We start from the raw sequence: 24,606 nt of genomic DNA, 5'->3' as shown, positions 1-24,606 counted from the left end.
AGCGGATGCCGTCATCGAACGGCTGATGCAATTGCATCCCAAAGGGTTTGATCTTTCACTGGACCGCATTCGCGGTCTGCTGGAAAAGCTCGGCAATCCGCACCTGAACCTGCCGCCTGTGATCCATATTGCCGGAACCAACGGTAAGGGATCGGCGACTGCCTTCTGCCGCGCACTTTTAGAAGCGAGCGGCTTTGGCGTTCACGTCCATACCTCGCCGCATCTCGTCAACTGGCACGAGCGCTACCGCCTCGCCTCCAAAAATGGCGGCAAATTCGTTTCTGACGATGTTCTGGCGGAGGCCATTGAACGCGTTGAAGCTGCGAATGACGGTAGACACATCACGGTTTTTGAAATCCTGACGGCCGTTGCCTTCGTTCTGTTTGCCGAGCATCCTGCCGATGTCGTGATCATGGAAGTCGGCCTTGGCGGACGCTTTGATGCGACCAATGTGATTACTGATCCCGCCGTATCGCTGATTATGCCTATTTCTGTTGATCATCAGGCATTTTTGGGCGACCGGGTTGAGCTGATTGCCGCTGAAAAAGCTGGCATCATCAAAAAGGACTGCCCTGTCGTTATCGGCTTCCAGCCTTTTGACGCCGCGCGTGAGGTGCTCATCTCAACGGCTGACCGGCTTGATTGCCCGCTTTCGATCTATGGTCAGGACTTTCTCGCATTCGAGGAACATGGCCGTATGGTGTTCCAGAATGAAGACGGTCTGATTGATCTGCCGCTGCCGCGCCTTCCGGGCCGTCACCAGCTTGCAAATGCCGCAGCGGCCATTGAAGCGGTGCAAATGGCGGGCTTCACCATTACCGACAAAGCCGCTGAAAAAGCCATGATGGTTGTCGACTGGCCTGCACGCATGCAGCGCCTCACCCATGGCACGCTTGTCGATCTTGCACCAACGGCATCGGAAATCTGGCTTGATGGCGGGCATAATCCCGGTGCAGGCATGGTGATTGCGGAAGCCTTTGGCGATCTCGAGGAACGGTCCACACGGCCTTTGTTCCTGATTACCGGCATGATCAACACCAAAGACCCTGTCGGCTATTTTGAGGCCTTTGCAGGCATGGCACGCCATGTCTTTACCGTGCCGATCCCGTCAAGTGACGCTGGCATCCCGAACAACGAACTCGCCATCAGCGCACAGAAAGCCGGGCTTTCGGCAGAGCCGGTTCATTCGGTTGAAAACGCACTCAAGATTTTGCGTGATACATGGGCGCCTGATGAAGCCCCGCCGCGCATTCTGATCGGTGGTTCGCTTTATCTGGCAGGCGAAGTGCTGCGCGACAATGGAACACCGCCAAACTAGAGCGTGTCGCGCTTATTCCTATCCACAGCGCTCGCTCTAACTCTTTTTTCTTACGCATGTCGTTATCGGAAAACCGGTTCCCACTTTTCCGCGACATGCTTTAAACAAAAAACCCGGCTCTAAGGCCGGGTTTTTCATATTTAACAAACTCTGCTGATTAAGCAGCAGAAGCCTTGATCCAGTCAGCAAGGCGGCTCTTTGGAGCAGCGCCAACCATGTTGGCTGCAAGTTCGCCGTCCTTGAACATCAGCAGTGTTGGGATCGAGCGAACGCCAAACTGTGCTGCGAGTTCTGGATTTTCGTCGATATTGACCTTAGCGATCTTAACCTGACCAGCCATTTCAGCAGCGATTTCGTCCAGAGCAGGAGCGATCATCTTGCAAGGACCGCACCATTCAGCCCAGAAATCCACGACGACTGGCTCGCTCGACTGAAGAACGTCCGACTGAAAATTGCTGTTATCGACCTTTACGGTTGCCATAGGGCTATCCTCATATCTGTTTGAGAGCGAAAGACTCACTGAGAAATCGCTCCTTTGACCATATCATGTGGCGTGTTGACTGCCATCCGTCAAGTTCTGGTTAGTAACCTTTCCTTGAGAGTCACCAAGCGCCTTCAGCGCTTCATTGAGCACGTTTTCCGGCAATGGCAGCAAATACGGGCCTTCCGTGAAGAGCAAAGCCACTTCAACAACCCGTCCCGGATATAAAGGTGCGAGCAATTCCCGGTAAAGCGCCAGCTGTGCGCGATAGGCAAAAGGCACAGCTTCAACGGTCTTTGGCGGCGGGCGATTGGTTTTATAATCCACGATCAATACGCGGTTTTCATCAACGCTGATGCGGTCAATCTGGCCCGAGACCGCATGATCTTTTCCGCCGAGATTGATCGTCCCCATCACGGCCACTTCACCACGCGATCCGCTGGCAAAAACTGGTGCGAATTTCGGATCAGCCAGAATGGTTGCAACACTCGCCCAGGCTTTCGCGCGTTCCGCTTCCGGCCAGTCAGCAGCAATGCGTGCCAGATAATCCTGTGCAAGCTTCTCACGCTCATTCACGGCCACTTCCGGCAGATATTGCAGCAACATATGAATCGCCGTACCGCGCCTTAACGCGAAAGCCGACGTCTCGCCGCTCAGTCCCAGCACCGGCGACAGCGTATCAAGCGGTGGTTCTTCATCCGCTTCAATCAGGGCCGATGCACCGGATGGCGCAAGCGGACGCGGGAGTCCGGGTTCCGGCTTTATGGGCTTGAGATAGTCGAGCGGCAACGGTGGCAGCTCAACCGCTTTTTCCACTTCAGGCTCTGCAATCTCAGTGAGACCGCGCGGCGTGTTGCGATAGCGTCGGGCGGCAACACCCGATACCGGATGCACAAAGGTTTCGGCCTTGGTTGTGAGCGCGTCTTCAACAAGCCTGTGCCATGTCTCGCCGCTTTCACGCGATCCGCGATAACCACAGACAATCAACTTATCTTCCGCACGCGTCATGCCAACATAAAGAAGACGGCGATATTCTTCCTCAGCACGCTCCTTCAAGCCTTCAATCTGTGACGCCAAAAAGCCGGTCTGGTAGCCCGCATTGGGTTGCCAGAGATAGCCTTTGACCTGTGGACCATCATTGCCAAAATCAAACGGGATCAGCTTAGGCGCGCGTGTTCCGCTCCAGACGGCATTGCCCGGATCGACCAAAAACACCACAGCACCCTCAAGCCCCTTGGCGGCATGAACCGTCATGATACGAACTTCGTTACGGCCCTGATCCAGTTCGCGTTTGATCTGCGGCGACGCTGCATCAAGCGTTTCCAGAAATGCCTGCATACCCGGCAGACCAGCGCGTTCAGCAGACAGCGCATAGTTCTGGAATTCATCGATAATATCGCCTGCTTCCGGTCCAAGCCGCGCCAGAAGCTTACGCCTTGCGCCATCTGCGCTGAGAATCCGCGCATAGAACTCGAAGATCGGCATGGTGTCGGCCATATTGCGCCAACGGCTCAGCGTCTTATGCACACCGATCAATGCAGGTTCTTCAAGGGATGCATGGTAAAGGCGCTCAAAGAGCGTTTCGCCACTTTTTCGCGGATGGGCCAGCGCGAACAGCCTGTCATCATCCCAGCCAAATAGCGGGCTTTTGAGAAGCGAAGCCAATGACAAATCATCGGACGGCTGCAACACGAAACGCCCCAGCGCCATCAAATCCTGAATGGCGATGTGGCTTGTAAGCTTGAGCCGGTCGGCACCAGCCACCGGCACATGGCGCTCTTTGAGTGCGCGCGAAAGTGCTGGCATGAACTGATCGCGCTTGCGCACCAGCACCATAATGTCTTTCGGCGCAAGTTTGCGGTTCTGGCCCGGAATGGTTTCGCCGCGATCAAGCCAGTAGCGAATGGTTGCCGCAATCTGCTCGGCGAGTTTGATCGCAGGGGCCTGCAAATGATCAACCGGAACGCGCCAGTCGTCGGGCTCCTCCACCACGTCCGGCGTCAACATATCCCAGATTTCCACTTCGCCCGGCTCGTTCTCGCGAATGGCGGAGTGAACAGTGGCACCTGACAAGCCGCGATTGGCCTCGGGACGTGCAAATACCTCATCCACGGCCTGCAAAACATCAGGCGCCGAACGGAACGAGAAGTTGAGGCTGACGCGCTCGAATTTAAGCTCTGCATCTGCAGCCCTGAGGCTAACCGCCCTGCCCTGTGCAGCAAAGTCTTCCGGCACTGCACCCTGAAACGAATAGATCGACTGTTTTTCATCACCCACGGCAAACAGTGTGCGCTGCACATTGCGCTGACCGAGGCCAGAGAAAAACTCTTCCGAGAGCATGCGGATGACCTGCCACTGGTCAGGACTGGTATCCTGTGCTTCATCGACGAGAATATGATCGATGCCGCGGTCGAGTTTATATTGGACCCACTGCCCTGCCCCATTGCGCGCAAGCAGCGCCACCGTGCGGGTAATCAGGTCTTCAAAGTCGAGCAGACCACGCTTGCGCTTCAAATCATGATAGCGTTGCAGCAGATTATCAATCAGCGTGAGTGCGCTCAGATTAAGCCGGATCAGCCGCAACTCCTTGATCTTGTCGAGACCAAGTTCAACACGCGAAGCGGCAGCATTAAAATCTTCCTCGAAATCCGGCAGCAGCTTTTTGACCGCGCTCGATCCGACATAGGAACCGGATTTTGCTTCGCCGGTCGCTTTCAGGAAGGAAGCGCGCAGAACGGCTTCCTTGTCGAAGCTGCTTTTGACCTTGTCATATTGCTTGAGCTGCAACGCAAAATCATGTGCGCGTGCCGCGCCCTTCTGGATCGACAAAATGAGATCGAGTGCATCGTCAGAAAATTCCGGCACCGGCCACATCTCATCCAGCAAATCGGATTCACGCGTGTCTGGCCGGAACCGGAAATGCCGGTGCAAAGCCTCGCTGCGCTCATCCGCAGTGCCAAGCGCCGTAATGTATTGCTGCAAGCCGTTGCGCCGACCCACGGCTTCATCCAGCAGTGCCTGTAAACCCATCTCGCCTGCCGCCTGCATCACATCGGCAAAAGCGCTTGCCAGTTCCGGATCACCGCCGCCATGTGCAGTCTCAAGCAGGGTGCGTCGCGCTTCGCCGACAAGAGCCACCTGCATAAGATCGTCCATCATCTCGAAGTGGCCTGCAATATTCGCCTCAAGCGGGAACTGATGCAGGATCGCTTCGCAAAATGCGTGGATGGTCTGGATTTTCAACCCGCCCGGCGTTTCAAGCGCGCGCGCAAAAAGCCTGCGTGCAACGGCAAGCCGTGTCGCTCCCGGACGCCTGCGTTCAAGCTTATCTAGCCTGTCGGCCAGATCCTCATCCGGCAACATTGCCCATTCGGACAATCGCGCAAAGACGCGGTTCTGCATGACGGCTGCTGCCGCCTTGGTATAGGTGAGACATAGGATTTTTGACGGGTCAGTGCCTTCGAGCAGCAGCCGGATCACGCGCTCAGTCAGAACATGGGTCTTACCAGAGCCCGCATTGGCCGACACCCAGACAGAGGCCAGTGGATTGGCGGCACTGGCCTGCGCGTCGATGGTTTCCTGTGGAATGAAACGTTGTTTTTTCATTCGCCGCCCTCCCCGCCAGTATCGCCACCAGCGGACCATTCCAGCACACGCGCCAGATGATCATAATCACCCGAAAGTTCTGTTTCTTTAAACGGTAACGCGCGGGAAAGATAACCCTTAGCCGGATTCTGATAGTCGGTCAGCAATTGTGCCAATCGTTGCCAAGCCTCTTCGCCAAGGGCGGGTGCCGTCTTTTCCGATGGTGGCCGACCGATCTTCAGGATCGATTCCGGCTTCACCTCGCCACCAGCGCGCAAGCGCACATAAGTGAGATCGGACGCGCGAACCGCGCCCAGTTCGCGGAAAGCACCGCGCACGAGAAGGGCTGCTTCAAGCGCCAGCTGTGGCGACAAGAGGACATGCGCCTGCTTTGGCGATGGCGTGGAGCCGGTCTTATAGTCGATCACTTCCGCAGTTCCGTCACGCATCAGATCGATACGATCAGCGCGGCCCGACAAGGTGATGCCAAGGCTTTCGACTTCACGTTTGTCCGACGAAATTTCGGCAAAGCGGGTCTGAACATTATAGGCGCGTTCCCGCTCCCATTCGAGAAATTGCGGAATAAGTGCGGTAAAACGCGGCCACCAGACTGCTTCGATCTCAATGGGAATATCCATATCTGCAAAGAAATGTCGGCCAAACTCTTCAAGTTGCGTGGCTGCATCTGGTGAAAGCGGGTCTATACCTTCCTGGGTAAAATGCCCCAAAATATCGTGAAACAGTGTTCCACGTTCTGTGGCTGCCGGATCGCGGATCAGCGGCTCCAGCGGACGCAACTTCAGAATCTTTTTGGCAAAGATCGCATAAGGATCGCGACGAAGGGTTTCGATTTCCGTGACTGAAAAATGCTTGGGCCGCGCGCTTACAGGCGGTGTCGGTTCCGGGCGTTTGACAAAAGGCACATCAGGCGCCTGATCAATTTCACGCGCCCAATGGATAAAACGTTGCCCACGCGAGCGCATATCTTTGGTCACATCTGAACCCAGAACCGTTTCAAGCCGCTGCAACCAGCGCGACGGAATGGTTGGCGCATTATCAGAACGCTGCGAACGCGAAAGCACGACATGATCCATGCCAAGCGCCATTTGAAAATCATGTGCTGCAAGGCCGGTACGGCGCTCAGGTGGATCAAGCGCGATCATCGCCTTCATAGGGCGCGACATGAACGGGTCATTGCGCGTCTTGGCGGGCCATGTGCCTTCGTTGAGACCACCGATCACCAACGTATCCATGGTCTGCAAACGCGCTTCCAGCGCACCCCAGATGAAGACGCGGGGATGCCCGCCCGGATGCGGCTTGACGGTTTCGCCCGACATCAGAGCGTCAAGAATTGCGGGCCATTCAATAGCCTCAAAGTCCAGTCCCGCTTCGCTCGCGACAAGCTGACGCAGAAATGAAGCCAGCTTCTCGCCATGCTCGCCGGAATAATACCGCGTAACGCTGCCGCTTTCATCGCGTGCGAGATTTTCCAGCGCTTCCACAGTGGCCCGCGTAATCTCACCAATATCCGTTCGCCGGTTAATGATGGCAAAAGGTGCCAGCGGCGCAACAGCTTCCGACAAGCTCACGCAAAGCGCGCGCGCCGCTTCAATCATGTCAGGCGTAACAGTCGCGTGCCATGCCGGTTGCCATGACTGATTGGCACTTTCCTCCATGCGGCGATCAAAAAAGGCGGGAAGATCGATGATCGATGCCCTGCCCGTACCGCCCCGGAACGCCACCAGTTCAAGTGTTTCCGCAGCCAGTCGCCGCTCGATGCGCTTGCCGCCAAGCCGTAGCATCGGGTGCTTGACCAACGCTAACAGGGCCACAGGATCGCCGGGGTTGAATACGGTTTCGACCATGAGGCGCATCAGCGTCGCCGTTTCGATATCGCGCAAATGGCGACCGCCGGAATCATCGGCGTCGATGCCAAAGCGGGCGAGTTCGCCCACCACGCGGCGCGCGAGATTTCTATCGGCGGTCACCAATGCTGCAGTCTTGTTTTCATCACTAATCGCATCGCGCAGCGCCAGGGCCACTGCCAGCGCTTCCTCACGCTCATTAGCGGTTTCGATCAGATCGATCTTTTGTGCTGACTGCTGCAATGCTTCAGGACGCATATCCGCATCGCGGTTCAGCAGGCTCCATGCATCCGTGGTTTCCGCCGGGCGCAGTGCTTCCGCGACCACGCGTTCCAAAACGCGCTTGTTAACCGGCATATCTTCGATATGCTCGACATCTTCGCGTAATACCCCAATAGCCTGCAACAGCTTGTGAAGACCATATTGCGGATGTCCGAAGGTGGACGGATTATCATCCGAAGCCCCCAGCAGGTTCCACGCGCCTTCATCAAGATCACGGTCCAGTCCCGGCAGAACCACAGCACCTTGCGGCAGTCGGGCAATGACTGAAACGAGCTCGGCAGTCGCGGGAATAGAGCCTGTGGAACCAGCCGCAATCACAGGACCTTGCGGCGGATGATCGCGCAGTCGCCGCACCTCGCCCCAGATCAATTCATTGCGGTGCGCTGCCGGATTGGACAATTTGCGCTCTTCCAGAATTTCCGGCCAGAGTTTCGTGACGATATTAAGAAAGCCGAGCGTGACCTGCCACCAATCGGCAAGATCATCGGGCGCAATGCTGGCAAGCTCACTCCATTTGGCATTGTCGGTTTCGACCTGATCCATCAGGCCAGCCAGATCACGCGCAAGCCAAATCGCGTCAGAGGTTGTTGCAGGAACCGAAACATCATCGGTGCCGAACAGCGCCCGCACATGCGCAGGCAGCGATTCACGCCATGGACGAATGAGCCGCGCCAGCAGCAACAGCCGTTCAGCCTTGCCAATTGGCGGATTAAGATCAAATACGCCGCTTGTGGCTGCGTTGAAAAAAGCAGCGTCCTCATCCACATCACCCAGCGGGCGAATGGTCGGAAGGATCGCAGATTTAGCCGGATTCATATCGACCAGAATGGAACGAAGCGCACGCGCTGCACGGCGCGTCGGCACATAGATGGTCGCGTTCGCTAATGCCAGCGGATCAGAAGCATTGCCCGGAAAGCCTTCAATCAGGCGGCCTTCCAGAAGTGCCTTGGCAAAGGCCGGTAGAAACGCTGTGCCGGATGGAATCGAGAAAAGCTTCGGCCTCGTAATTGTCATTCCACCCTGCTCTCCTTACGCAATTGCGGAAAGCACAGCCTCCGCCTCGCCGATTGCTTCCGGTGTTCCCACCGTAAGCCAATGCCCGGTCATGGGCATACCATAAAGACGTCCGGCTGCAATGGCTTCATCAAAATAGCGGTTGAGCGATGAAACACCCGGCTCGGCTTTGGCAAAAATACGCGGATGAATGACTGCTGCACCAGCATAGATGACCGGGTCGCCGGCGACATCACGCAAACGGCGCAAGCGGCCCTCTTCATCCGCGACGAAATCGCCCTTGCCTTCAAAACCTGTTGCCTGATCGAGCCTTGCCGTCATGAGAAGAATATCCATGCGGGCATCGTCCCAGACATGCGCCAGCGCCGAAATATTCGGCTGCGCTTCATCACCAACCCAGAATGTATCGGCATTGAGTACGTAGAACGGCTTGCCTCCAAGCTGTGGCAGCACATTGACGATACCGCCTGCGGAATCCAGCAGTAGATCACGCTCGTCGGAAATCGTGATTTTCGGCTTTGAGCGACTGCCAAGATAATCGATCAGTTGGTCGGCTAAATAATGAACATTGACGATTGTATTCTCAACGCCTGCACCCGCCAGCGCATCCAAGCCCCAATCGATCAGCGGCTTGCCGGAAACCTTAACCAGTGGCTTGGGCATGGTTTCGGTGATCGGGCGCATACGCTTGCCAAGACCTGCTGCAAGCATGATCGCTGTATCAGGACGTGTCATTGTTTCTCCAGCAATGCGAGATCATCAAACCAGCGCGCGACCGGCGCCATGACCGGATGCTTTAAGACGCGGCCAAGATAGTCGTGAATGCGGGGCAGATGCGCGAGATAATGCGGCTTGCCATCACGTTCATCAAGCCGCACGAACAGACCCAGCAGCTTGGCGTTGCGCTGCGCCCCCATGGCAGCATACGCCATTCGGAAAGCCGCTTCGTCAAACACATGGCCAAGCTTGCGGCGTTCATCGCAATAGGCATCCACCACTGCCTTTTCGAGCTCCGGCGTAATCGTCACGCGCGCATCGAGTGCCAGCGACGCGACATCATAGGCAGCAGGGCCGATCATCGCGTCCTGAAAGTCAATTGTGCCAATCTTGTTTACGCCTTGCGCATCCTCAAACCAGAACAGGTTTGGCGAATGATAATCGCGCAGCAGCAGGCTTTTCTCGCAATCGGAAATGTCGTCGAGAACCGTATTCCATGCCGCTTCATAAGCCTCCGCTTCTGCATCAGTCAGCTTGCGACCCATCATACGTGGCGCATACCATTGCCCGACAAGACTCACTTCCATGATCATCGCATCACGATCAAAACGTGCAATGATGTGATCTGGATAGCCTTCAACCGGCGCATGATCAGGCCACTGAACCCCATGAAGGTGGGCAAGAAACCGTCCAGCCGCTTCATAGCGTTCAGCCACCGGCTCACCCGATGAAGCCCTGATGCCCTCAAGCCCAAGATTTTCGAGGATCAGCAGTCCTGCATCAATATCAACAGCGCGCATTTGCGGCACGCGCAGGCCATTTTTCGCAAGCAAATCATCAATGGCCACGAAGGCCTGAATATTCTCTGCAATATGCGCAAGCTGGCGATAGGACTTGCCGTTGCGCAAGGGCGGATCATAGGGCATCGCGGGCGCATTCATCAGAATTTCAACGCCGTGCGCACTATCGATAATCTCATATTTGCGGGGTGAAGCATCGCCCTGCAAATAGCGGCGCGTGGCCCCTGCCCGGTCGTTCTTTTCGAGAAAAGTGCGGATTTTCAACGTGCGCTCAAGACGAGCAATCGCAGCTTCTGTCCCGCGAATTACAATGCGACGCCCTGCTCCTTCATGGGTCAAGGTGACGGCAAAGCTCGGCTCTGGCAAAAAGCCTTCCGCCTGCTCCGGCCATTCGGACAGCACAACACCATCTTCGAGAAACTCGACCAGCCCCAGCTCGTCCAGCTCTTCGCCATGCGAAATCCGGTAAAGATCAGCGTGAGCGACGGGCAAGCGCAGCGCCTCATAGCTCTGCACCAGCGTGAATGTCGGGCTTGGCACCTCAAGCCCCTCATCATCGGCAATCGCACGGATGACGGCGCGTGCGAGCGAGGATTTACCAGCGCCCAGATCACCCGAAAGGGTGACGAGGTCGCCTTTGACCAGAGCAAGGGCAAAGTCTTCGCCAAAGCGTTTGGTCGCAGCCTCATCGGGCAGAAACAATTCAAGATGGAGTATAGGGTTACTGATTGGGGTGCTCATAAAGCCCCATTTACCTTATTCGGCGGCAACACGGAAGCTGCGTGCTTCCGCCGGGAAGCGACAAATAACGGTCGTACCAATATCTGCACCAGTTTCAATTTCCACGCGACCGCCATGCAGCTCGACAAAGCTCTTCACGATGGAGAGACCAAGCCCTACGCCGCGTCTGCGACCGCCATTCTGATAGGCCTGAAAACGCTTGAACACCGTATCCAGCACATCACCCGGCATGCCCGGACCGTCATCATGCACTGCAAACAGAATATCCGTGCCATCGCGCACAACTTGCAGCGAAACGGTCGAGCCTTCCGGTGCATAATTGGAAGCATTGGACAGGAGATTGAACAGCACCTGACGAACGCGATTGGCATCAGCTCTGAACACCTCAACATCGTCTGCGATTTCGATATTGAGCGCGATGTCGTGCTCTTGCAGACGCTCACTCACGCGCTTTGCCGCTGCCGAAATCTCGTCCATCACAGCAACATCGTCAATATCAAGCTGCATAATACCAGCATCGACGGTTGCAAGATCGAGAATGTCGTTGACGATCGTCAGAAGCACGGCGGACGACGTGCCAATGTGGTCGAGATATTCGAGCTGACGCTCATTGAGCGAACCGAAAGCTGGCGTTTGCAGCAGTTCGGTGAAGCCGATGATATTGGTCAGAGGCGAACGCAGTTCATAGGAAACATGCTGCACGAAATCGTTCTTGATCTGATCGGCAAGCGACAGCGCTTCGTTCTTTTCCTTCAGTGCCCGCTCAACACGCACCGTATCGCTGACATCGATAAAGGTCAGCATCGTCTGCCCCTTTGGCAGTGGCACGACGGCATAGGAAAGAATAACACCATCATCCAGTTCGACCTGTCCCATACGGCCATTGCGCTCATCAAGGAAGCCAGTGACAGAGGAAACAAAATCATCCCAGATGCCATCTCCACCACGCTGACCGCAAAGCTTGGAAATGGTCGAAATATGCGTTCCTTCAACGGTGATCGCATCAGGCAATGACCAGAGATCGGCAAAAGACGGGTTAGACAGACGCAGACGACCATCGGAACCGAACACCGCCACCGCTTCACCAAGATGGTCGAGCGTTTCGCCCTGCACCTTGATGAGTGTGTTATAGCGGGCTTCAAGCTGTAGCTGTTCCGTCATATTCTCAAAGAACCACGTCACGCCGCCTTGTGGATGCGGATTGGCCACCACACGCAATATGCGTGTATCCGGCAGATGCCACATATGCTCTTCCGGCTCGACAGCGCGATAAGCAGCAAGCATGGAATCCTTCCATTTGCGCCATTCTGGCTGCTCGGGAAGCTTGCCTTCCGAACGCAGGCGGTCAAACAGTAATGTGTTGCTCGGATGCGTTTCCAGCCAGGCTGTATCGAGCGACCAGAGCGAAACGAAAGCCTGATTAAAGAATTGCAGCTTCATATCTGGATCGAAGATCGCCACAGCGGTTGAAAGCTGATCGAGCGTCTCGGCATGGCTCTTCAATGTGCGACTTAATTCTTCGCGGATTTGTTCAACTTCACTGAGATCAAAGCCCAGACCGGCAGAACCAGCCTCTGCACTCACATCGGTTACATCGAAAACACGGCGGTCGCCGCGCACGACGGCAGGCAGCTTTTCATAAATATCCGGCTCGACAAAACGATCACGTTCCAGACGCTGACGCGCCTGCACGCCAAACAATTCACGACGCTCAGATATGGCCTGTGTGCCATCCACTGCATCCACAGCACGTGCATAGGCAGCATTAACCCATTCCAAGCGACCATCTGTACCGCGCAGCCAGACCGGCTGCTCAAGACGATCAAGCAAATGCCGCAGCAGTGACAATTTTTCAGACAATTCGCGGTTCTGCGCCTGAAGCGCTGCGCGCTCGGCCTGAACACCCTCAAGACCAAGGAAACGCACAATGGCAAAACTTCCCGAGGTGCGGCCATTGACGTCAAGCAGGGTGCCATTGCTGGTTTCGACCGTCAAATCAAAAGCATTCGCCTGCTCACGCAAGGCGGTTACCGCGCGCTCAAGCTCGGTCACGGATTGCGGACGCAGCCACCGGCCAAAAGCGAGGAAATGCGAGCGATCCTGTGGCGCCCCGCTATCAAAGGGGAGTTGGCCGACAACATCAGCGCGTGCGCCATTGGCGTCCCAGACAATTGCGCGCTGATCTTTGAGATTAAGCAGCGCCTCACTGCGCTGCACGGCCAGATTCATATCTGAAAGGCGCGACCGCAGCTCATTGTTTTCCTGTGCGGTTTTGGAACGGTCCCGGATCAGCCAGCCAGCCGAGAGGAGGGCTGCACCTAAGGCGCCCAGAAAAATCGAAAACTGGATGACTTCAAAAGCACCCACGCTGCCACCAAAGGGCAGAGTAATACGCGTTGCGTTCTCAGTGCCTTGTGCAAAAGCTGGAACAACCGCAATCAACGCGGCGAAAGAGACTGAAGCCTTCAGAACAACCCGTTTCAGAGGATGGAAGCCAAGCGAAAGCGATGCTTTCAGGTGCCTGCCTGCGCTGATTGCAGATTTACTCCGCAAACTCCCCGTTGAGCCAAGTTCTGGCATATCTTCCGTGTCTCCGCCGCCCGGCTGCCGATCCTTAAAAAGGCGCTGCCGTATTTCAAAAAACGTCATTCTGTCTCTCTCACATCGCCAAATGCAAAGAGCCAGACATGTCTCGCAGATGAATACGCCACCCGTCTTCCACCCCAAATGGCAAAAAACGCTGAACGCAGACACCCGTCAAAACACATTGATTCGTCTTCACAATACCCTTCTGGGGATTCCGCGTGAAGCATGATACGCGCAAAAATAAAGGCCGGGCAGTGTTAAACTGTCCAGCCTACAAGATGTAGCAGTATGGTTAACAGATAATTAATACCTGTAGTGTTCCGACTTGAATGGGCCTTGTGGAGTGACACCAATATAAGCGGCCTGTTCATCCGAAAGCACGGTCAATTTAGCGCCGAGCTTGTCGAGATGCAGACGAGCAACCTTTTCATCAAGGTGCTTTGGCAGAACATAGACTTCGTTCTTATACGCGTCCGTACGCGTGAAGAGTTCGATCTGACCGAGAACCTGATTGGTGAAGGAAGCCGACATCACGAAGCTTGGATGGCCGGTTGCGTTGCCGAGATTGAGCAGACGCCCTTCCGACAGAAGGATAATGCGCTTGCCATCCGGGAATTCGACCAGATCAACCTGTGGCTTAACATTGGTCCATTTCAGGTTACGCAGTCCTGCAACCTGAATTTCATTATCGAAGTGACCGATATTGCCAACAATCGCCATATCTTTGAGCTTGCGCATATGGTCAAGCGTGATGACGTCTTTGTTGCCGGTTGTCGAGATCACGATGTCAGCGGTCGAAGCCGCATCATCAAGGGTTACGACTTCAAATCCGTCCATTGCAGCCTGAAGCGCGCAGATTGGATCAACTTCCGTGACCTTCACGCGGGCACCAGCACCAGCGAGCGATGCAGCCGAGCCTTTACCAACGTCACCATAGCCGCAAACGACAGCAACCTTGCCAGCCATCATCACGTCTGTGCCGCGACGGATACCGTCTACCAGCGATTCCTTACAGCCGTACTTGTTGTCGAACTTCGACTTGGTGACGCTGTCATTGACGTTGATTGCCGGGAAGGGCAGGAGGCCTTTCTTCTGCAACTGGTAGAGGCGATTAACGCCTGTGGTTGTTTCTTCGGTCACACCCTTGATCGCATCGCGCTGACGCGTAAAGAAGCCAGGCGTTTCGGCCATGCGCTTCTTGATTTGTGCAAACAGAACTTCTTCTTCTTCGCTTTCAGGCTTGGAAAGAACGTCTTCACCAGCTTCAGCGCGGGCGCCGATGAGGATATACATGGTGGCATCACCACCATCATCGAGGATCATGTTGGATGGTTCGCCATCCGTCCACTGGAAGATCTTGTCGGTATAAGTCCAGTATTCTTCAAGCGTTTCGCCCTTGATAGCGAAAACCGGCGTACCAGTTGCAGCGATTGCTGCCGCAGCATGATCCTGAGTCGAAAAAATATTGCAGGACGCCCAGCGCACATCAGCACCCAGTGCCTTCAGCGTTTCAATGAGCACGGCGGTCTGGATCGTCATATGTAGCGAACCAGAAATACGTGCGCCCTTGAGCGGCTGCGATTTGCCAAACTCTTCGCGCGCGGCCATCAGGCCCGGCATTTCCGTTTCGGCAATATCGAGTTCTTTGCGGCCCCAATCGGCGAGGCTAAGATCCTTGACGACGAAATCCTGACTTGCGGTCATCATCTGCTCCAATCAAATTGATTTTGAAGCCCCGAAACAAAAAACTATCGGAGAAGGGGCTTCGACTGGCCATTTGATTAGCAGATCAACCGCATCAGCACAACATCACATAAAGAGTTCTTTATGTGTGCATATTAACTTAGCGATATTTTTTGAATATCAGGCTTCTTCGCCAAATTTATCAGCGATAAGCGCCTGAAGCCCATCGAGCACCGCATCAGCCTGTTCACCCGATGCGTGCACTTCAATGCAGCAGCCCGGCGAGGCTGCCAGCATCATCAAGCCCATGATAGAGGTGCCACCCACCGTCATGCCATCCTTGCTCACGCGGACATGGGCATCAAAGCTATCCACAAGCTGTACAAATTTCGCGGAAGCGCGCGCATGAAGACCACGCTTATTGACGATCTCGAACGAGCGGGAGAGCGCGCTATCAGCATCATATTCGCCAGTAACAACCACGGTGGGATGCATGAATTACTTTCCTGTCAGGACCTGGCTTGCAACATTGATGTACTTGCGTCCTGCGTCCTGCGCCTCGCGCAGAGCTGTCTTGATGTCTCCACCGATACGAACGCTGGAAAGCTTGATCAGCATCGGCAGATTCACGCCTGCTATGACCTCGATCTTGCCCTCTTCCATCACCGAAATTGCGAGATTGGACGGAGTTCCACCAAACATATCGGTCAGAACGATAACACCGCTGCCACTATCGGCGCGCTCCACCGCATCCACGATATCGCGGCGGCGCTGTTCCATGTCATCTTCGGCACCGATACAAACGGTCTCGAAATTGTCTTGCGGGCCAACCACATGCACCACAGCATGGAGAAACTCTTCGGCCAGCCTTCCGTGCGTAACAAGCACGAGTCCGATCATACTTTAAAAGCTCCTGTCGCGTGCCCGCCGCTCAACCCCTTCAAAGGCGCAGATGACACAAAAATCGCCGGAACCCAGCCGACGAGTTGTGCATCTTGGCATTGCAAATCTTGATAGCAAGTGAAAAATTTCACTTTTGCCTTGAAAAAAGCAAAATGCCGCAGTGTTGAGCATTTCTTTCAGCGAAGCACTTAAGGCCAGGTTTTATAAAACAGGCTTGCCTCGATAGCACGCGAAACTGCGTTAGAATCGCCGTTTGACGAGAGTTCAGGCAACAACAGACGCGGAATTTCGATGCCTTCAAACTGCCAATTCTCGCCGCTTGGATAACGTTCAGCCTCTTCGCGGCTAACCAGAATGACAACAAGATCGAGTGGCGTCTGTTTCACATAAGCAACAGTGAAAAGACCCGCTCCTCGAATTTCGACACCGCCGGCGAGAGAATCGGGAACGCTGGCTATCAGCTTACTGCCATCCACATGCAACAACGTGCGGTCATCAGAAACAAGTAAAGCCTCTTCCCCGCGCGTCACTGCGCGCTCAATCAACGTCAGCGCTGTCTCTGTTTTTCCTGTGCCTGATTTTCCCATCAGCATCACGCCACGACCGCGTATTTGCACCGTCGTTGCGTGAAGACCACTTTTCTGTTCTTCCGGCGTCATGTCAGGTCACGCTATAGCTGGCAGATCAACGATAAAGCGTGCACCCTTCATCTGATCCGGCTCATCATCATTGACGATATTTTCTGCACTCAATGTGCCGCCATGCGCTTCAATAATCTGGCGGCTGATCGAGAGACCAAGGCCGGAATTCTGACCAAAAGCCTCTGAAGCCGGGCGATCCGTGTAGAACCGCTCGAAAATGCGTTCGATATTCTCGATCGGAATGCCGGGGCCATTATCTTCGACAAGAACGCGCACACGATTGCCTTCGCCGCTTAACGTAACCACGATACGGCCCGTATCTTCCGGCACAAAAGACCGCGCATTTTCGATTAGATTGCTGATCACCTGTCCGAGGCGAAGATCATGTCCTGCAACGAAGAAGCCCTTCTTGCCAGACGGCAATTTGCCTGTATTGAAAACAATCTCGGTGCCAACCTTGTTACGACGGACTTCGCGCGCTGCAAGAACCAGATTGTTGAGCAGCGTCTTCATATCCACGCGGTCGGAATGTTCGCGCGCAAGCTCCGCATCAAGGCGTGACGCATCCGAAATATCGGTAATCAAACGATCAAGACGCCGCACATCATGCTGAATGACATCAAGCAGGCGATTGCGGGAATTATCATTTTTCGCAAGCGGCAGCGTTTCAACAGCGCTGCGCAACGAGGTGAGAGGGTTTTTCAGCTCGTGACTTACATCGGCTGCGAAGCTCTCAATGGCCTCGATTCGCGTATAGAGCGCATCGGTCATCGCGCGAATGGAAGTTGACAAATGGCCCACTTCATCCTGACGCGCGGAGAAATCCGGAATTTCCTCGCGGCTTTTTACGCCAAGGCGCACGCGGTCGGCAGCGGCTGCAAGTTTGCGCAACGGGCTTGCAATGGTCGACGCCAGAAACAGCGACAAGATCACCATCACCGCCGCAACAACGCCGAATACACGGAAAACCGCCATGCGTTCGCCCTGCACGATTTTGTCGATGTCATCGCCTTCGGTTGAAAGCAGAAGCACACCCAAAATCGCACGTGATTGCTGAATAGGAACGGCCACCGAAACAACCAGTTCACCCTGCTGGTTGCGGCGCTGCGCAGTCTGCGGCGAGCCGCTCAATGCGCGAACGATTTCCTGATAGGCAAGACCATTGCCGCCTGGCTGTTCCTGATAGAGAGGCAGGCCACCACCATAAAACAGACGTGAGAACCACATGGTAAAGCGTTCCCATGGGCTCGGTGCGTCTTCTTCAATAGCCGGCAGATCATAACGGAATACAGGACCGCCCGAAGCAAATGCCGGGGCATAAAGCGAACGGGAATCCAGCAGAAGATTGGCGTAATGATCGTAAATGCGGGCGCGTGTGCTGGTCGGCGAAATCAACTGACGCAGCAGAGGTGAGACTTTTTCCGGATTGATCGGAAATTCCCAATTGTCCGGAGAATCAGGCGAGGGGGTGATGCTTTGGCCTGCCTGAAGCTCCAGCAGCTTTTCAGGATCGATCATCAACGAATTGGTATCAACCGTTGCGGATGCAGAAATTGCTGCCGCGATAATTTTGCCCTGCGTCAGCAAACTTTCAATTTTGGCATCAATCAGCCCCTCACGGAACTGATTCATATAAAGAATACCGGAAACCAGAACGCCAAGGGCTGCAATGTTCAGAAACAGAATGCGGCGCGTCAGGCTTGAAAACAGAAACTGACCGAGAAACCGGCTGAAAGGTGCAAACAGACGCCGCAGAAGCAGCGAGCGTTGCCGCCGTGCCCTGCGTTCTCTCATTGTCATTGCGCTATCTTTACGGGTTTCGGCGACCATGTCGCTGCAATCTTGCCTTCTGAAACAATCGCCAGACTGAAATTGTCTGGCGATTTAATCTCTATATCATGCTTCGCGGAAGCGATAACCCACGCCATAAAGCGTTTCGATCATCTCAAAGTCGTCATCGACCGACTTGAACTTCTTGCGAAGACGCTTGATGTGGCTGTCGATGGTACGATCATCCACATAGACCTGCTCATCATAAGCGGCATCCATCAGCGCGTCACGGCTTTTCACAACACCGGGACGTTGGGCAAGCGAGTGCAGGATGAGAAATTCGGTGACAGTCAGCGTGACAGGTTCGCCCTTCCAGGTGCAGGTATGACGCTCCTGATCCATGACAAGCTGGCCACGCTCAAGCGACTTTGCCTGCTGTCCAGTGGGCTTTGCTGTGCCATCACGCGCAGCAACGCGGCGCAGAACAGCCTTGACACGCTCGACCAGAAGGCGCTGCGAGAACGGCTTGGTAATAAAATCATCCGCGCCCATCTTCAGGCCGAACAATTCATCGATCTCATCGTCCTTAGATGTCAGGAAGATGACGGGGAGGTCAGACTTCTGGCGCAGACGGCGCAGCAATTCCATGCCATCCATACGCGGCATCTTGATATCGAAGATTGCGAGGTTCGGCGGGCGGGACATCAACCCGTCCAGAGCAGAAGCCCCATCGGTATAGGTCTCGACGCGATAGCCTTCCGACTCCAGAGCAATGGAAACGGAGGTCAGAATATTGCGGTCATCGTCGACCAGCGCAATTGTCTGCGTTGCCGAAGCTTCCTTCATGCGAACCTTCTCCTTTGTTAACCGCCCCATTACAGCAGCGGTGCAAATCACCAAACGCCAGTAAGCGCGTTGATCTTATTACAGTCCTGCCGCTTGTGCAGTACAAATTAGGTACAAAATGTGGCAACGGCTCAACTTCCCGGCAAGACCACAGAAGGGTTTTTTCGCGATTGCTGGTGGCGTGGTTAACACTCTTGAGAACAGTTCCGGACTGTGGATAGCCATCATAACGTATAGATTAAACGATTTAAAAAAATTTCAAGATTTTTAAATCGATTAAATATTTGATTTAATTTGATTAATCTGTTTCTGACAGCCATCCCGTTTAAAAAGAGCGGGGCCAACCAAATTTTAAACCATATGGCGGAGAGACCATGAAAGAGATCGGCATCCATAATACTGCCGCTTCCATTTCCACTTCAGGATTGAAGGAACTGTCCGCAGTCTTTTATAATTTTGGACCGGCCCGGCTCTATGAAGAGACCATTCGCCGTGGCGAAGCAGAGCTTTCGGCAAAAGGAGCCCTTGTTGCTCGTACCGGTCAGCACACGGGTCGTTCGCCAAAAGACAAGTTCGTTGTGCGCGATGCAAACACCGAAGATCAGGTCTGGTGGGACAACAACAAGCCGATGACGCCGGAAGCTTTCGAACTTCTTTATGCCGATTTCATTGATCATGCGAAGGGCAAAGAGCTTTTCGTACAGGACCTGATCGGCGGCGCTGACGAAGACAACAAGATCAATGCGCGTGTTGTGACTGAATATGCATGGCATTCGCTGTTCATCCGCAACCTGCTGATCCGTCCGGAAGAATCGGCGCTAGCGTCTTACCTGCCGGAAATGACGATTATCGATCTGCCTTCCTTCAAAGCCGATCCTGCACGCTATGGCGTGCGCACCGAAACGGTGATCGCGGTCGATCTCACCCGCAAGATCGTGTTGATTGGCGGCACGTCCTATGCTGGGGAAATGAAAAAATCGGTCTTCACCGTCCTCAACTATCTGTTGCCTGCCAAGGGCGTCATGCCGATGCATTGTTCGGCCAATGAAGGCCCGAACGGCGATACGGCTGTCTTCTTCGGTCTGTCCGGCACCGGCAAGACGACGCTTTCCGCTGATCCGAGCCGCACGCTGATCGGCGATGATGAGCATGGCTGGGGCGAGCATGGCGTTTTCAACTTTGAAGGCGGCTGCTATGCCAAAACTATCCGCCTTTCTGCTGAAGCCGAGCCGGAAATCTACGCAACCACGCAGCGTTTCGGCACTGTGCTGGAAAACGTCGTGCTGAATGCCAACCGCCAGCCGGATTTCGACGATGGTTCGCTGACCGAAAACACCCGCTGCGCTTATCCGCTCGATTTCATTCCGAATGCGTCTGCATCGGGCAAGGGCAACCAGCCAAAGAACATTATCATGCTGACCGCCGATGCTTTTGGCGTTATGCCTCCGATTGCCAAGCTCACGCCTGCGCAGGCCATGTATCACTTCCTGTCCGGCTACACCGCAAAGGTTGCAGGGACCGAAAAGGGCGTGACCGAGCCTGAGGCAACGTTCTCGACCTGCTTTGGTGCGCCATTCATGCCGCGCCATCCATCGGAATACGGCAATCTGCTGCGCAAACTGATCGCTGAACACAAGGTCGATTGCTGGCTGGTCAACACCGGCTGGACCGGCGGCGCCTATGGCACCGGAAAGCGTATGCCGATCAAGGCTACCCGTGCGCTTCTTGCGGCAGCGCTCGACGGTTCGCTCAATAATGCCGAGTTCCGTACGGATCCGAATTTTGGCTTCGCCGTGCCGGTTGCGGTGCCAGGTGTGGATACGTCCATTCTCGATCCGCGTTCGACCTGGGCTGACAAGGCAGCTTACGACGCACAGGCGCAAAAACTTGTCGATATGTTCGTGAACAATTTCGAGAAGTTCGAAAGCCATGTCGATCATGATGTGCGCGATGCCGCGCCAGCAACGCAGATTGCGGCCGAGTAAGCGAAAATGAAATCCTGAGGAGGAGGGGAAGCCCGGCTGAAAGGCCGGGTTTTTCTTTTTTACAATGGATAGAGCGTCTCGCGCTTGATCCTATCCACCGCGCTCGCTCTATCCATTTGTTTTTGCGCAAGTCTTTATCCCAAAACTGGTTCCCACTTTTGGGAGACATGCGTTAGAAAGCGGTGTATCACTTGCCCTTATGGAAGAAAGCCGCACCATCATCCGCATCACAAACCGCCTGACGATCCACGAGGATCATCTTGAGGAGAGCTTTATCCGCTCGTCTGGTCCCGGTGGTCAAAACGTCAACAAGGTTTCGACCGCCGTGCAGCTGCGCTTTCATGCGGCACGCTCTGGCCTTCCCGAAGATGTGCTTTCCCGTCTTTTCAAGCTTGCCGGTCAGAAAGGCACCAAGGACGGTGATATACTGATCGAGGCCAATCGTTTTCGTACACAAGAGCGCAATCGCGAAGATGCGCGCGAGCGGATGATTGCTTTGATTCAAGAAGCCGCCGTTCCTCCGCCGCCGCCACGCAGAAAGACCAAGCCGACAAAAGGTTCTGTCGAACGCCGCCTCAAGGCCAAGTCAGGCCGCTCAGACATTAAAAAAGGCCGGGGCAAAGTTTCTTACGATTAAGCGCATCCCGAAAAGTGGGAACCGGTTTTTGGAAACAGATGCGCGTAAAGACAAATAGTCCATTCGCATTTTGGGAACAGACAACATGACAATCAATTATCACGAGCTTGAAACCAGCCATGGCCGCATTGCTGTGCGTGAAAGCGAGGGCCAAGGCGCGCCCCTCCTGATGATCCATGGCAATTCAAGTTCGGGTGCAATTTTCGCACCACAGCTCGAAGGCGAGATCGGCAAAAAATGGCGCGTGATAGCACCTGATCTTCCGGGCCATGGCAAATCTTCCGATGCGATTGATCCCGATCGCAGCTATTCGATGGAAGGCTATGCGGATGCGATGACGGAAGTCATGCAACAGCTCGGCATTGCCGATGCTGTCGTTTTCGGCTGGTCGCTCGGTGGTCATATCGGCATCGAGATGATTGCCCGTTATCCTGAAATGCGTGGCCTTATGATTACCGGAACCCCACCCGTAGCGCGTGAGGAAGTGGGGCAGGGGTTCAAGAGCGGGCCAGACATGGCGCTTGCCGGACAGGAAGTCTTTTCCGAGCGCGACGTGGATTCTTACGCACGCAGCACCTGTGGCGAACCATTCGAGGCATCGCTTCTCGATATTGTTGCCCGCACTGACGGCCGCGCTCGCCGCATCATGTTTGAAAAATTTGCCGCTGGCACTGGCGGCAACCAGCGCGACATCGTTGCTCAAGCGAAGCTTCCCATTGCAGTTGTCAATGGACGCGATGAACCTTTCGTCGAACTCGACTTTGTCTCCAAGGTGAAATTCGGGAATCTTTGGGAAGGTAAAACCCACGTTATCGACAATGCTGGACATGCGCCATTTCGCGAAACGCCGGCGGAATTTGATGCCTATCTTGCGCGTTTCATCGAGAGTTGCACAAAATAACTTTTTCAGTTCACCCGGCATCATTTGATGTCGTTTGACGGTTTCCTCATCAGGCCAGTACCCTAGGTAATCCTTAAGGATTGTGAAAAGGGTAAAATCATGGGCATGACTGTTGCGGATCTTCTGGCTCAAACCTTGGCCGAAGCAGGTGTTAAGCGCATCTGGGGGGTTACGGGCGATAGCCTTAACGGGCTCAATGACAGCCTCAGACGACTTGGCAAGATCGACTGGATGCATGTGCGGCATGAGGAAACCGCGGCCTTCGCTGCGGGGGCAGAAGCGGCTGTCACCGGCGAACTGGCCGTTTGTGCTGGCAGCTGTGGGCCCGGCAATCTGCACCTCATCAATGGACTTTTTGACTGTCACCGCAACCGCGAACCTGTGCTGGCGATTGCAGCCCATATTCCTTCATCGGAAATCGGTCTCGACTATTTTCAGGAAACCCATCCGCAGGAACTGTTCCGCGAGTGCAGCCATTTTGTTGAGCTGGTTTCCAACCCTGCACAAATGCCGGAAGTGCTGAACCGCGCCATGCGCGCGGCCATCGGCAAGCGCGGTGTGGCCGTGATCGTCATTCCGGGTGACGTTGCACTCAAGCAGGCACCTGAAGGAGCAAAGCAGACCTGGACGCCGATCTCGCTTCCCCGCATGGTTCCGTCAGATCAGGATGTCACAAAGCTCGCAGATATTCTCAACGGTTCTGAGAAGATCACCATTCTGGCAGGCAGTGGCTGCGCGGGTGCGCATGATGCAGTCGTTTCATTGGCCGAACAGCTGGAAGCACCTGTGGTTCATGCGCTGCGCGGCAAAGAACATGTCGAATGGGACAATCCCTTTGATGTTGGCATGACCGGCCTGATCGGCTTTTCATCCGGCTATCACGCCATGCTCAACTGCGACACGCTGCTGATGCTTGGCACCAGTTTCCCTTATCGCAACTTCTATCCCGACAAGGCAAAGATCGTTCAGATAGACAATGATCCTTCACAGCTCGGACGCCGTGCGCCGCTTACATTGGGTGTGACGGGCGATGTATCGGAAACAATCGCAGCCCTTCTGCCGAAGCTCAAATCGGGTCGCAGCACGAAATTCCTTGATGCTGCAAAAACACATTACACGAAGGCGCGCGAGGCATTGGATGATCTGGCAGCGCCATCAAAACCCGGCCAGCCAATCCATCCGCAATATCTCACCCGACTCGTCAATGAGATTGCCGATGAAGATGCAATCTTCAGCGCCGATGTCGGCACGCCAACTGTTTGGGCTGCGCGCTACCTCACCATGAATGGCAAGCGTCGCCTGCTTGGTTCGTTCAATCATGGCTCAATGGCCAATGCCATGCTTCAGGCATTGGGCGCAAAGGCTGCGGCACCGGAACGGCAGGTCGTTTCGCTGTCGGGCGATGGTGGTTTCACCATGATGATGGGCGACTTCCTGTCATTGAAACAGCTCAATCTGCCCGCCAAGATCATTGTTTATAACAATGGCTCACTTGGCTTCGTCGCGATGGAAATGAAAGCGGGTGGCTATCTGACCTCCGGGACCGACCTCGAAAACCCGAATTTTGCAGCCATGGCGGAAGCCATCGGTATCAAAGGTTTTCGCGTAGAGGAATCCGCTGATCTGCCGGAGGCATTAAAGCAGGCTTTTGCGCATGACGGTCCGGTTCTGGTCGATGTGGTGACAGCCAAGCAGGAACTGGTGATGCCGCCCAAGATCAAGGCCGAGCAGGCGAAGGGCTTCAGCCTTTATATGCTCAAAGCCATCATCAGCGGTCGTGGCGATGAAATCGTCGAACTGGCAAAGACCAATCTGGCCCGGTAAAAAATAGCGGGCGGCAAGATCAAGCCG

The 24,606-nt window shown here is 54.8% G+C and carries 17 protein-coding genes; 5 read left to right on the top strand and 12 right to left on the bottom strand.

Features of this window, described 5'->3' with window-relative positions; translation table 11 throughout:
• Positions 1 to 25: 25 nt before the first annotated feature.
• Entirely contained in the window at positions 26 to 1,318 is a 1,293-nt protein-coding gene (locus tag U2P60_RS09600) for a bifunctional folylpolyglutamate synthase/dihydrofolate synthase (protein ID WP_409558649.1), read from the top strand.
• Between the two features lie 157 nt (positions 1,319 to 1,475).
• Here the strand turns inward: U2P60_RS09600 and trxA are convergent, their stop codons facing one another.
• The 12 genes from trxA to U2P60_RS09540 form a co-directional block, all read right to left on the bottom strand.
• Entirely contained in the window at positions 1,476 to 1,799 is a 324-nt protein-coding gene (gene trxA / locus U2P60_RS09595; protein WP_007872546.1) for a thioredoxin, read from the bottom strand.
• Between the two features lie 63 nt (positions 1,800 to 1,862).
• The gene (gene addA, locus U2P60_RS09590; protein WP_413572372.1) at positions 1,863 to 5,405 is read right to left on the bottom strand and encodes a double-strand break repair helicase AddA; all 3,543 of its coding nucleotides are present in this window, start codon (positions 5,403 to 5,405) and stop codon (positions 1,863 to 1,865) included.
• Positions 5,402 to 8,545, bottom strand: coding sequence for a double-strand break repair protein AddB (gene addB / locus U2P60_RS09585; RefSeq protein ID WP_413572371.1), 3,144 nt, complete (start codon positions 8,543 to 8,545; stop codon positions 5,402 to 5,404). The genes addA and addB overlap by 4 nt, the downstream gene beginning before the upstream one ends.
• 15 nt (positions 8,546 to 8,560) lie before the next feature.
• Positions 8,561 to 9,280: a nucleotidyltransferase family protein gene (locus U2P60_RS09580; protein WP_064322247.1), complete on the bottom strand. Its 720-nt coding sequence runs from the start codon at positions 9,278 to 9,280 to the stop codon at positions 8,561 to 8,563.
• On the bottom strand, positions 9,277 to 10,803 hold the full coding sequence (tsaE, locus tag U2P60_RS09575; RefSeq protein WP_413572370.1) for a tRNA (adenosine(37)-N6)-threonylcarbamoyltransferase complex ATPase subunit type 1 TsaE: 1,527 nt from the start codon (positions 10,801 to 10,803) through the stop codon (positions 9,277 to 9,279). Before tsaE ends, U2P60_RS09580 begins: the two co-directional genes overlap by 4 nt.
• Before the next feature lie 15 nt (positions 10,804 to 10,818).
• Positions 10,819 to 13,383 carry an ATP-binding protein gene (locus U2P60_RS09570; protein WP_413573744.1) on the bottom strand — a complete coding sequence of 855 codons (2,565 nt, stop codon included), beginning with the start codon at positions 13,381 to 13,383 and terminating at the stop codon, positions 10,819 to 10,821.
• Between the two features lie 309 nt (positions 13,384 to 13,692).
• On the bottom strand, positions 13,693 to 15,093 hold the full coding sequence (gene ahcY / locus U2P60_RS09565) for an adenosylhomocysteinase (protein ID WP_310012980.1): 1,401 nt from the start codon (positions 15,091 to 15,093) through the stop codon (positions 13,693 to 13,695).
• 159 nt (positions 15,094 to 15,252) lie between these two features.
• Positions 15,253 to 15,567: an HPr family phosphocarrier protein gene (locus U2P60_RS09560; protein WP_313827569.1), complete on the bottom strand. Its 315-nt coding sequence runs from the start codon at positions 15,565 to 15,567 to the stop codon at positions 15,253 to 15,255.
• Between the two features lie 3 nt (positions 15,568 to 15,570).
• Positions 15,571 to 15,972, bottom strand: a complete 402-nt coding sequence (locus tag U2P60_RS09555) for a PTS sugar transporter subunit IIA (protein ID WP_413572369.1) — start codon at positions 15,970 to 15,972, stop codon at positions 15,571 to 15,573.
• Positions 15,973 to 16,163: 191 nt separating this feature from the next.
• Entirely contained in the window at positions 16,164 to 16,634 is a 471-nt protein-coding gene (locus U2P60_RS09550) for an HPr kinase/phosphorylase (protein ID WP_413572368.1), read from the bottom strand.
• Between the two features lie 6 nt (positions 16,635 to 16,640).
• A complete protein-coding gene (locus U2P60_RS09545; protein WP_313827565.1) occupies positions 16,641 to 18,446 on the bottom strand; it encodes a stimulus-sensing domain-containing protein in 1,806 nt (601 codons plus the stop codon).
• A gap of 66 nt (positions 18,447 to 18,512) precedes the next feature.
• Positions 18,513 to 19,232, bottom strand: a complete 720-nt coding sequence (locus tag U2P60_RS09540) for a response regulator transcription factor (RefSeq protein WP_413572367.1) — start codon at positions 19,230 to 19,232, stop codon at positions 18,513 to 18,515.
• Between the two features lie 374 nt (positions 19,233 to 19,606).
• Between U2P60_RS09540 and U2P60_RS09535 the strand changes: the two genes are divergently transcribed.
• The 4 genes from U2P60_RS09535 (at position 19,607) to poxB (ending at position 24,579) form a co-directional block, all read left to right on the top strand.
• Positions 19,607 to 21,217, top strand: coding sequence for a phosphoenolpyruvate carboxykinase (locus U2P60_RS09535; RefSeq protein ID WP_413572366.1), 1,611 nt, complete (start codon positions 19,607 to 19,609; stop codon positions 21,215 to 21,217).
• A 199-nt stretch (positions 21,218 to 21,416) separates the two neighbouring features.
• Positions 21,417 to 21,854: an alternative ribosome rescue aminoacyl-tRNA hydrolase ArfB gene (gene arfB / locus U2P60_RS09530; RefSeq protein ID WP_413572365.1), complete on the top strand. Its 438-nt coding sequence runs from the start codon at positions 21,417 to 21,419 to the stop codon at positions 21,852 to 21,854.
• 85 nt (positions 21,855 to 21,939) lie between these two features.
• A complete protein-coding gene (locus tag U2P60_RS09525) occupies positions 21,940 to 22,755 on the top strand; it encodes an alpha/beta fold hydrolase (RefSeq protein WP_413572364.1) in 816 nt (271 codons plus the stop codon).
• 99 nt (positions 22,756 to 22,854) lie between these two features.
• A complete protein-coding gene (poxB, locus tag U2P60_RS09520; RefSeq protein ID WP_413572363.1) occupies positions 22,855 to 24,579 on the top strand; it encodes a ubiquinone-dependent pyruvate dehydrogenase in 1,725 nt (574 codons plus the stop codon).
• Positions 24,580 to 24,606 lie beyond the last annotated feature (27 nt).

Source organism: Brucella sp. H1_1004 (assembly GCF_047308065.1).
GTDB lineage: Bacteria > Pseudomonadota > Alphaproteobacteria > Rhizobiales > Rhizobiaceae > Brucella > Brucella pseudogrignonensis_B.
Note: the sequence above shows the minus strand (reverse complement) of the source record. Positions and strands in the feature narration are given on the sequence as shown.

What these genes read in the sequence shown, in the direction of transcription:
- U2P60_RS09600 (WP_409558649.1), top strand. Translation starts at nt 26, where the DNA reads ATGCAATTGCATCCCAAAGGGTTTGATCTTTCACTGGACCGCATTCGC.
- trxA (WP_007872546.1), bottom strand. Translation starts at nt 1,799, where the DNA reads ATGGCAACCGTAAAGGTCGATAACAGCAATTTTCAGTCGGACGTTCTT.
- addA (WP_413572372.1), bottom strand. Translation starts at nt 5,405, where the DNA reads ATGAAAAAACAACGTTTCATTCCACAGGAAACCATCGACGCGCAGGCC.
- addB (WP_413572371.1), bottom strand. Translation starts at nt 8,545, where the DNA reads ATGACAATTACGAGGCCGAAGCTTTTCTCGATTCCATCCGGCACAGCG.
- U2P60_RS09580 (WP_064322247.1), bottom strand. Translation starts at nt 9,280, where the DNA reads ATGACACGTCCTGATACAGCGATCATGCTTGCAGCAGGTCTTGGCAAG.
- tsaE (WP_413572370.1), bottom strand. Translation starts at nt 10,803, where the DNA reads ATGAGCACCCCAATCAGTAACCCTATACTCCATCTTGAATTGTTTCTG.
- U2P60_RS09570 (WP_413573744.1), bottom strand. Translation starts at nt 13,383, where the DNA reads ATGCCAGAACTTGGCTCAACGGGGAGTTTGCGGAGTAAATCTGCAATC.
- ahcY (WP_310012980.1), bottom strand. Translation starts at nt 15,093, where the DNA reads ATGACCGCAAGTCAGGATTTCGTCGTCAAGGATCTTAGCCTCGCCGAT.
- U2P60_RS09560 (WP_313827569.1), bottom strand. Translation starts at nt 15,567, where the DNA reads ATGCATCCCACCGTGGTTGTTACTGGCGAATATGATGCTGATAGCGCG.
- U2P60_RS09555 (WP_413572369.1), bottom strand. Translation starts at nt 15,972, where the DNA reads ATGATCGGACTCGTGCTTGTTACGCACGGAAGGCTGGCCGAAGAGTTT.
- U2P60_RS09550 (WP_413572368.1), bottom strand. Translation starts at nt 16,634, where the DNA reads ATGACGCCGGAAGAACAGAAAAGTGGTCTTCACGCAACGACGGTGCAA.
- U2P60_RS09545 (WP_313827565.1), bottom strand. Translation starts at nt 18,446, where the DNA reads ATGGTCGCCGAAACCCGTAAAGATAGCGCAATGACAATGAGAGAACGC.
- U2P60_RS09540 (WP_413572367.1), bottom strand. Translation starts at nt 19,232, where the DNA reads ATGAAGGAAGCTTCGGCAACGCAGACAATTGCGCTGGTCGACGATGAC.
- U2P60_RS09535 (WP_413572366.1), top strand. Translation starts at nt 19,607, where the DNA reads ATGAAAGAGATCGGCATCCATAATACTGCCGCTTCCATTTCCACTTCA.
- arfB (WP_413572365.1), top strand. Translation starts at nt 21,417, where the DNA reads ATGGAAGAAAGCCGCACCATCATCCGCATCACAAACCGCCTGACGATC.
- U2P60_RS09525 (WP_413572364.1), top strand. Translation starts at nt 21,940, where the DNA reads ATGACAATCAATTATCACGAGCTTGAAACCAGCCATGGCCGCATTGCT.
- poxB (WP_413572363.1), top strand. Translation starts at nt 22,855, where the DNA reads ATGGGCATGACTGTTGCGGATCTTCTGGCTCAAACCTTGGCCGAAGCA.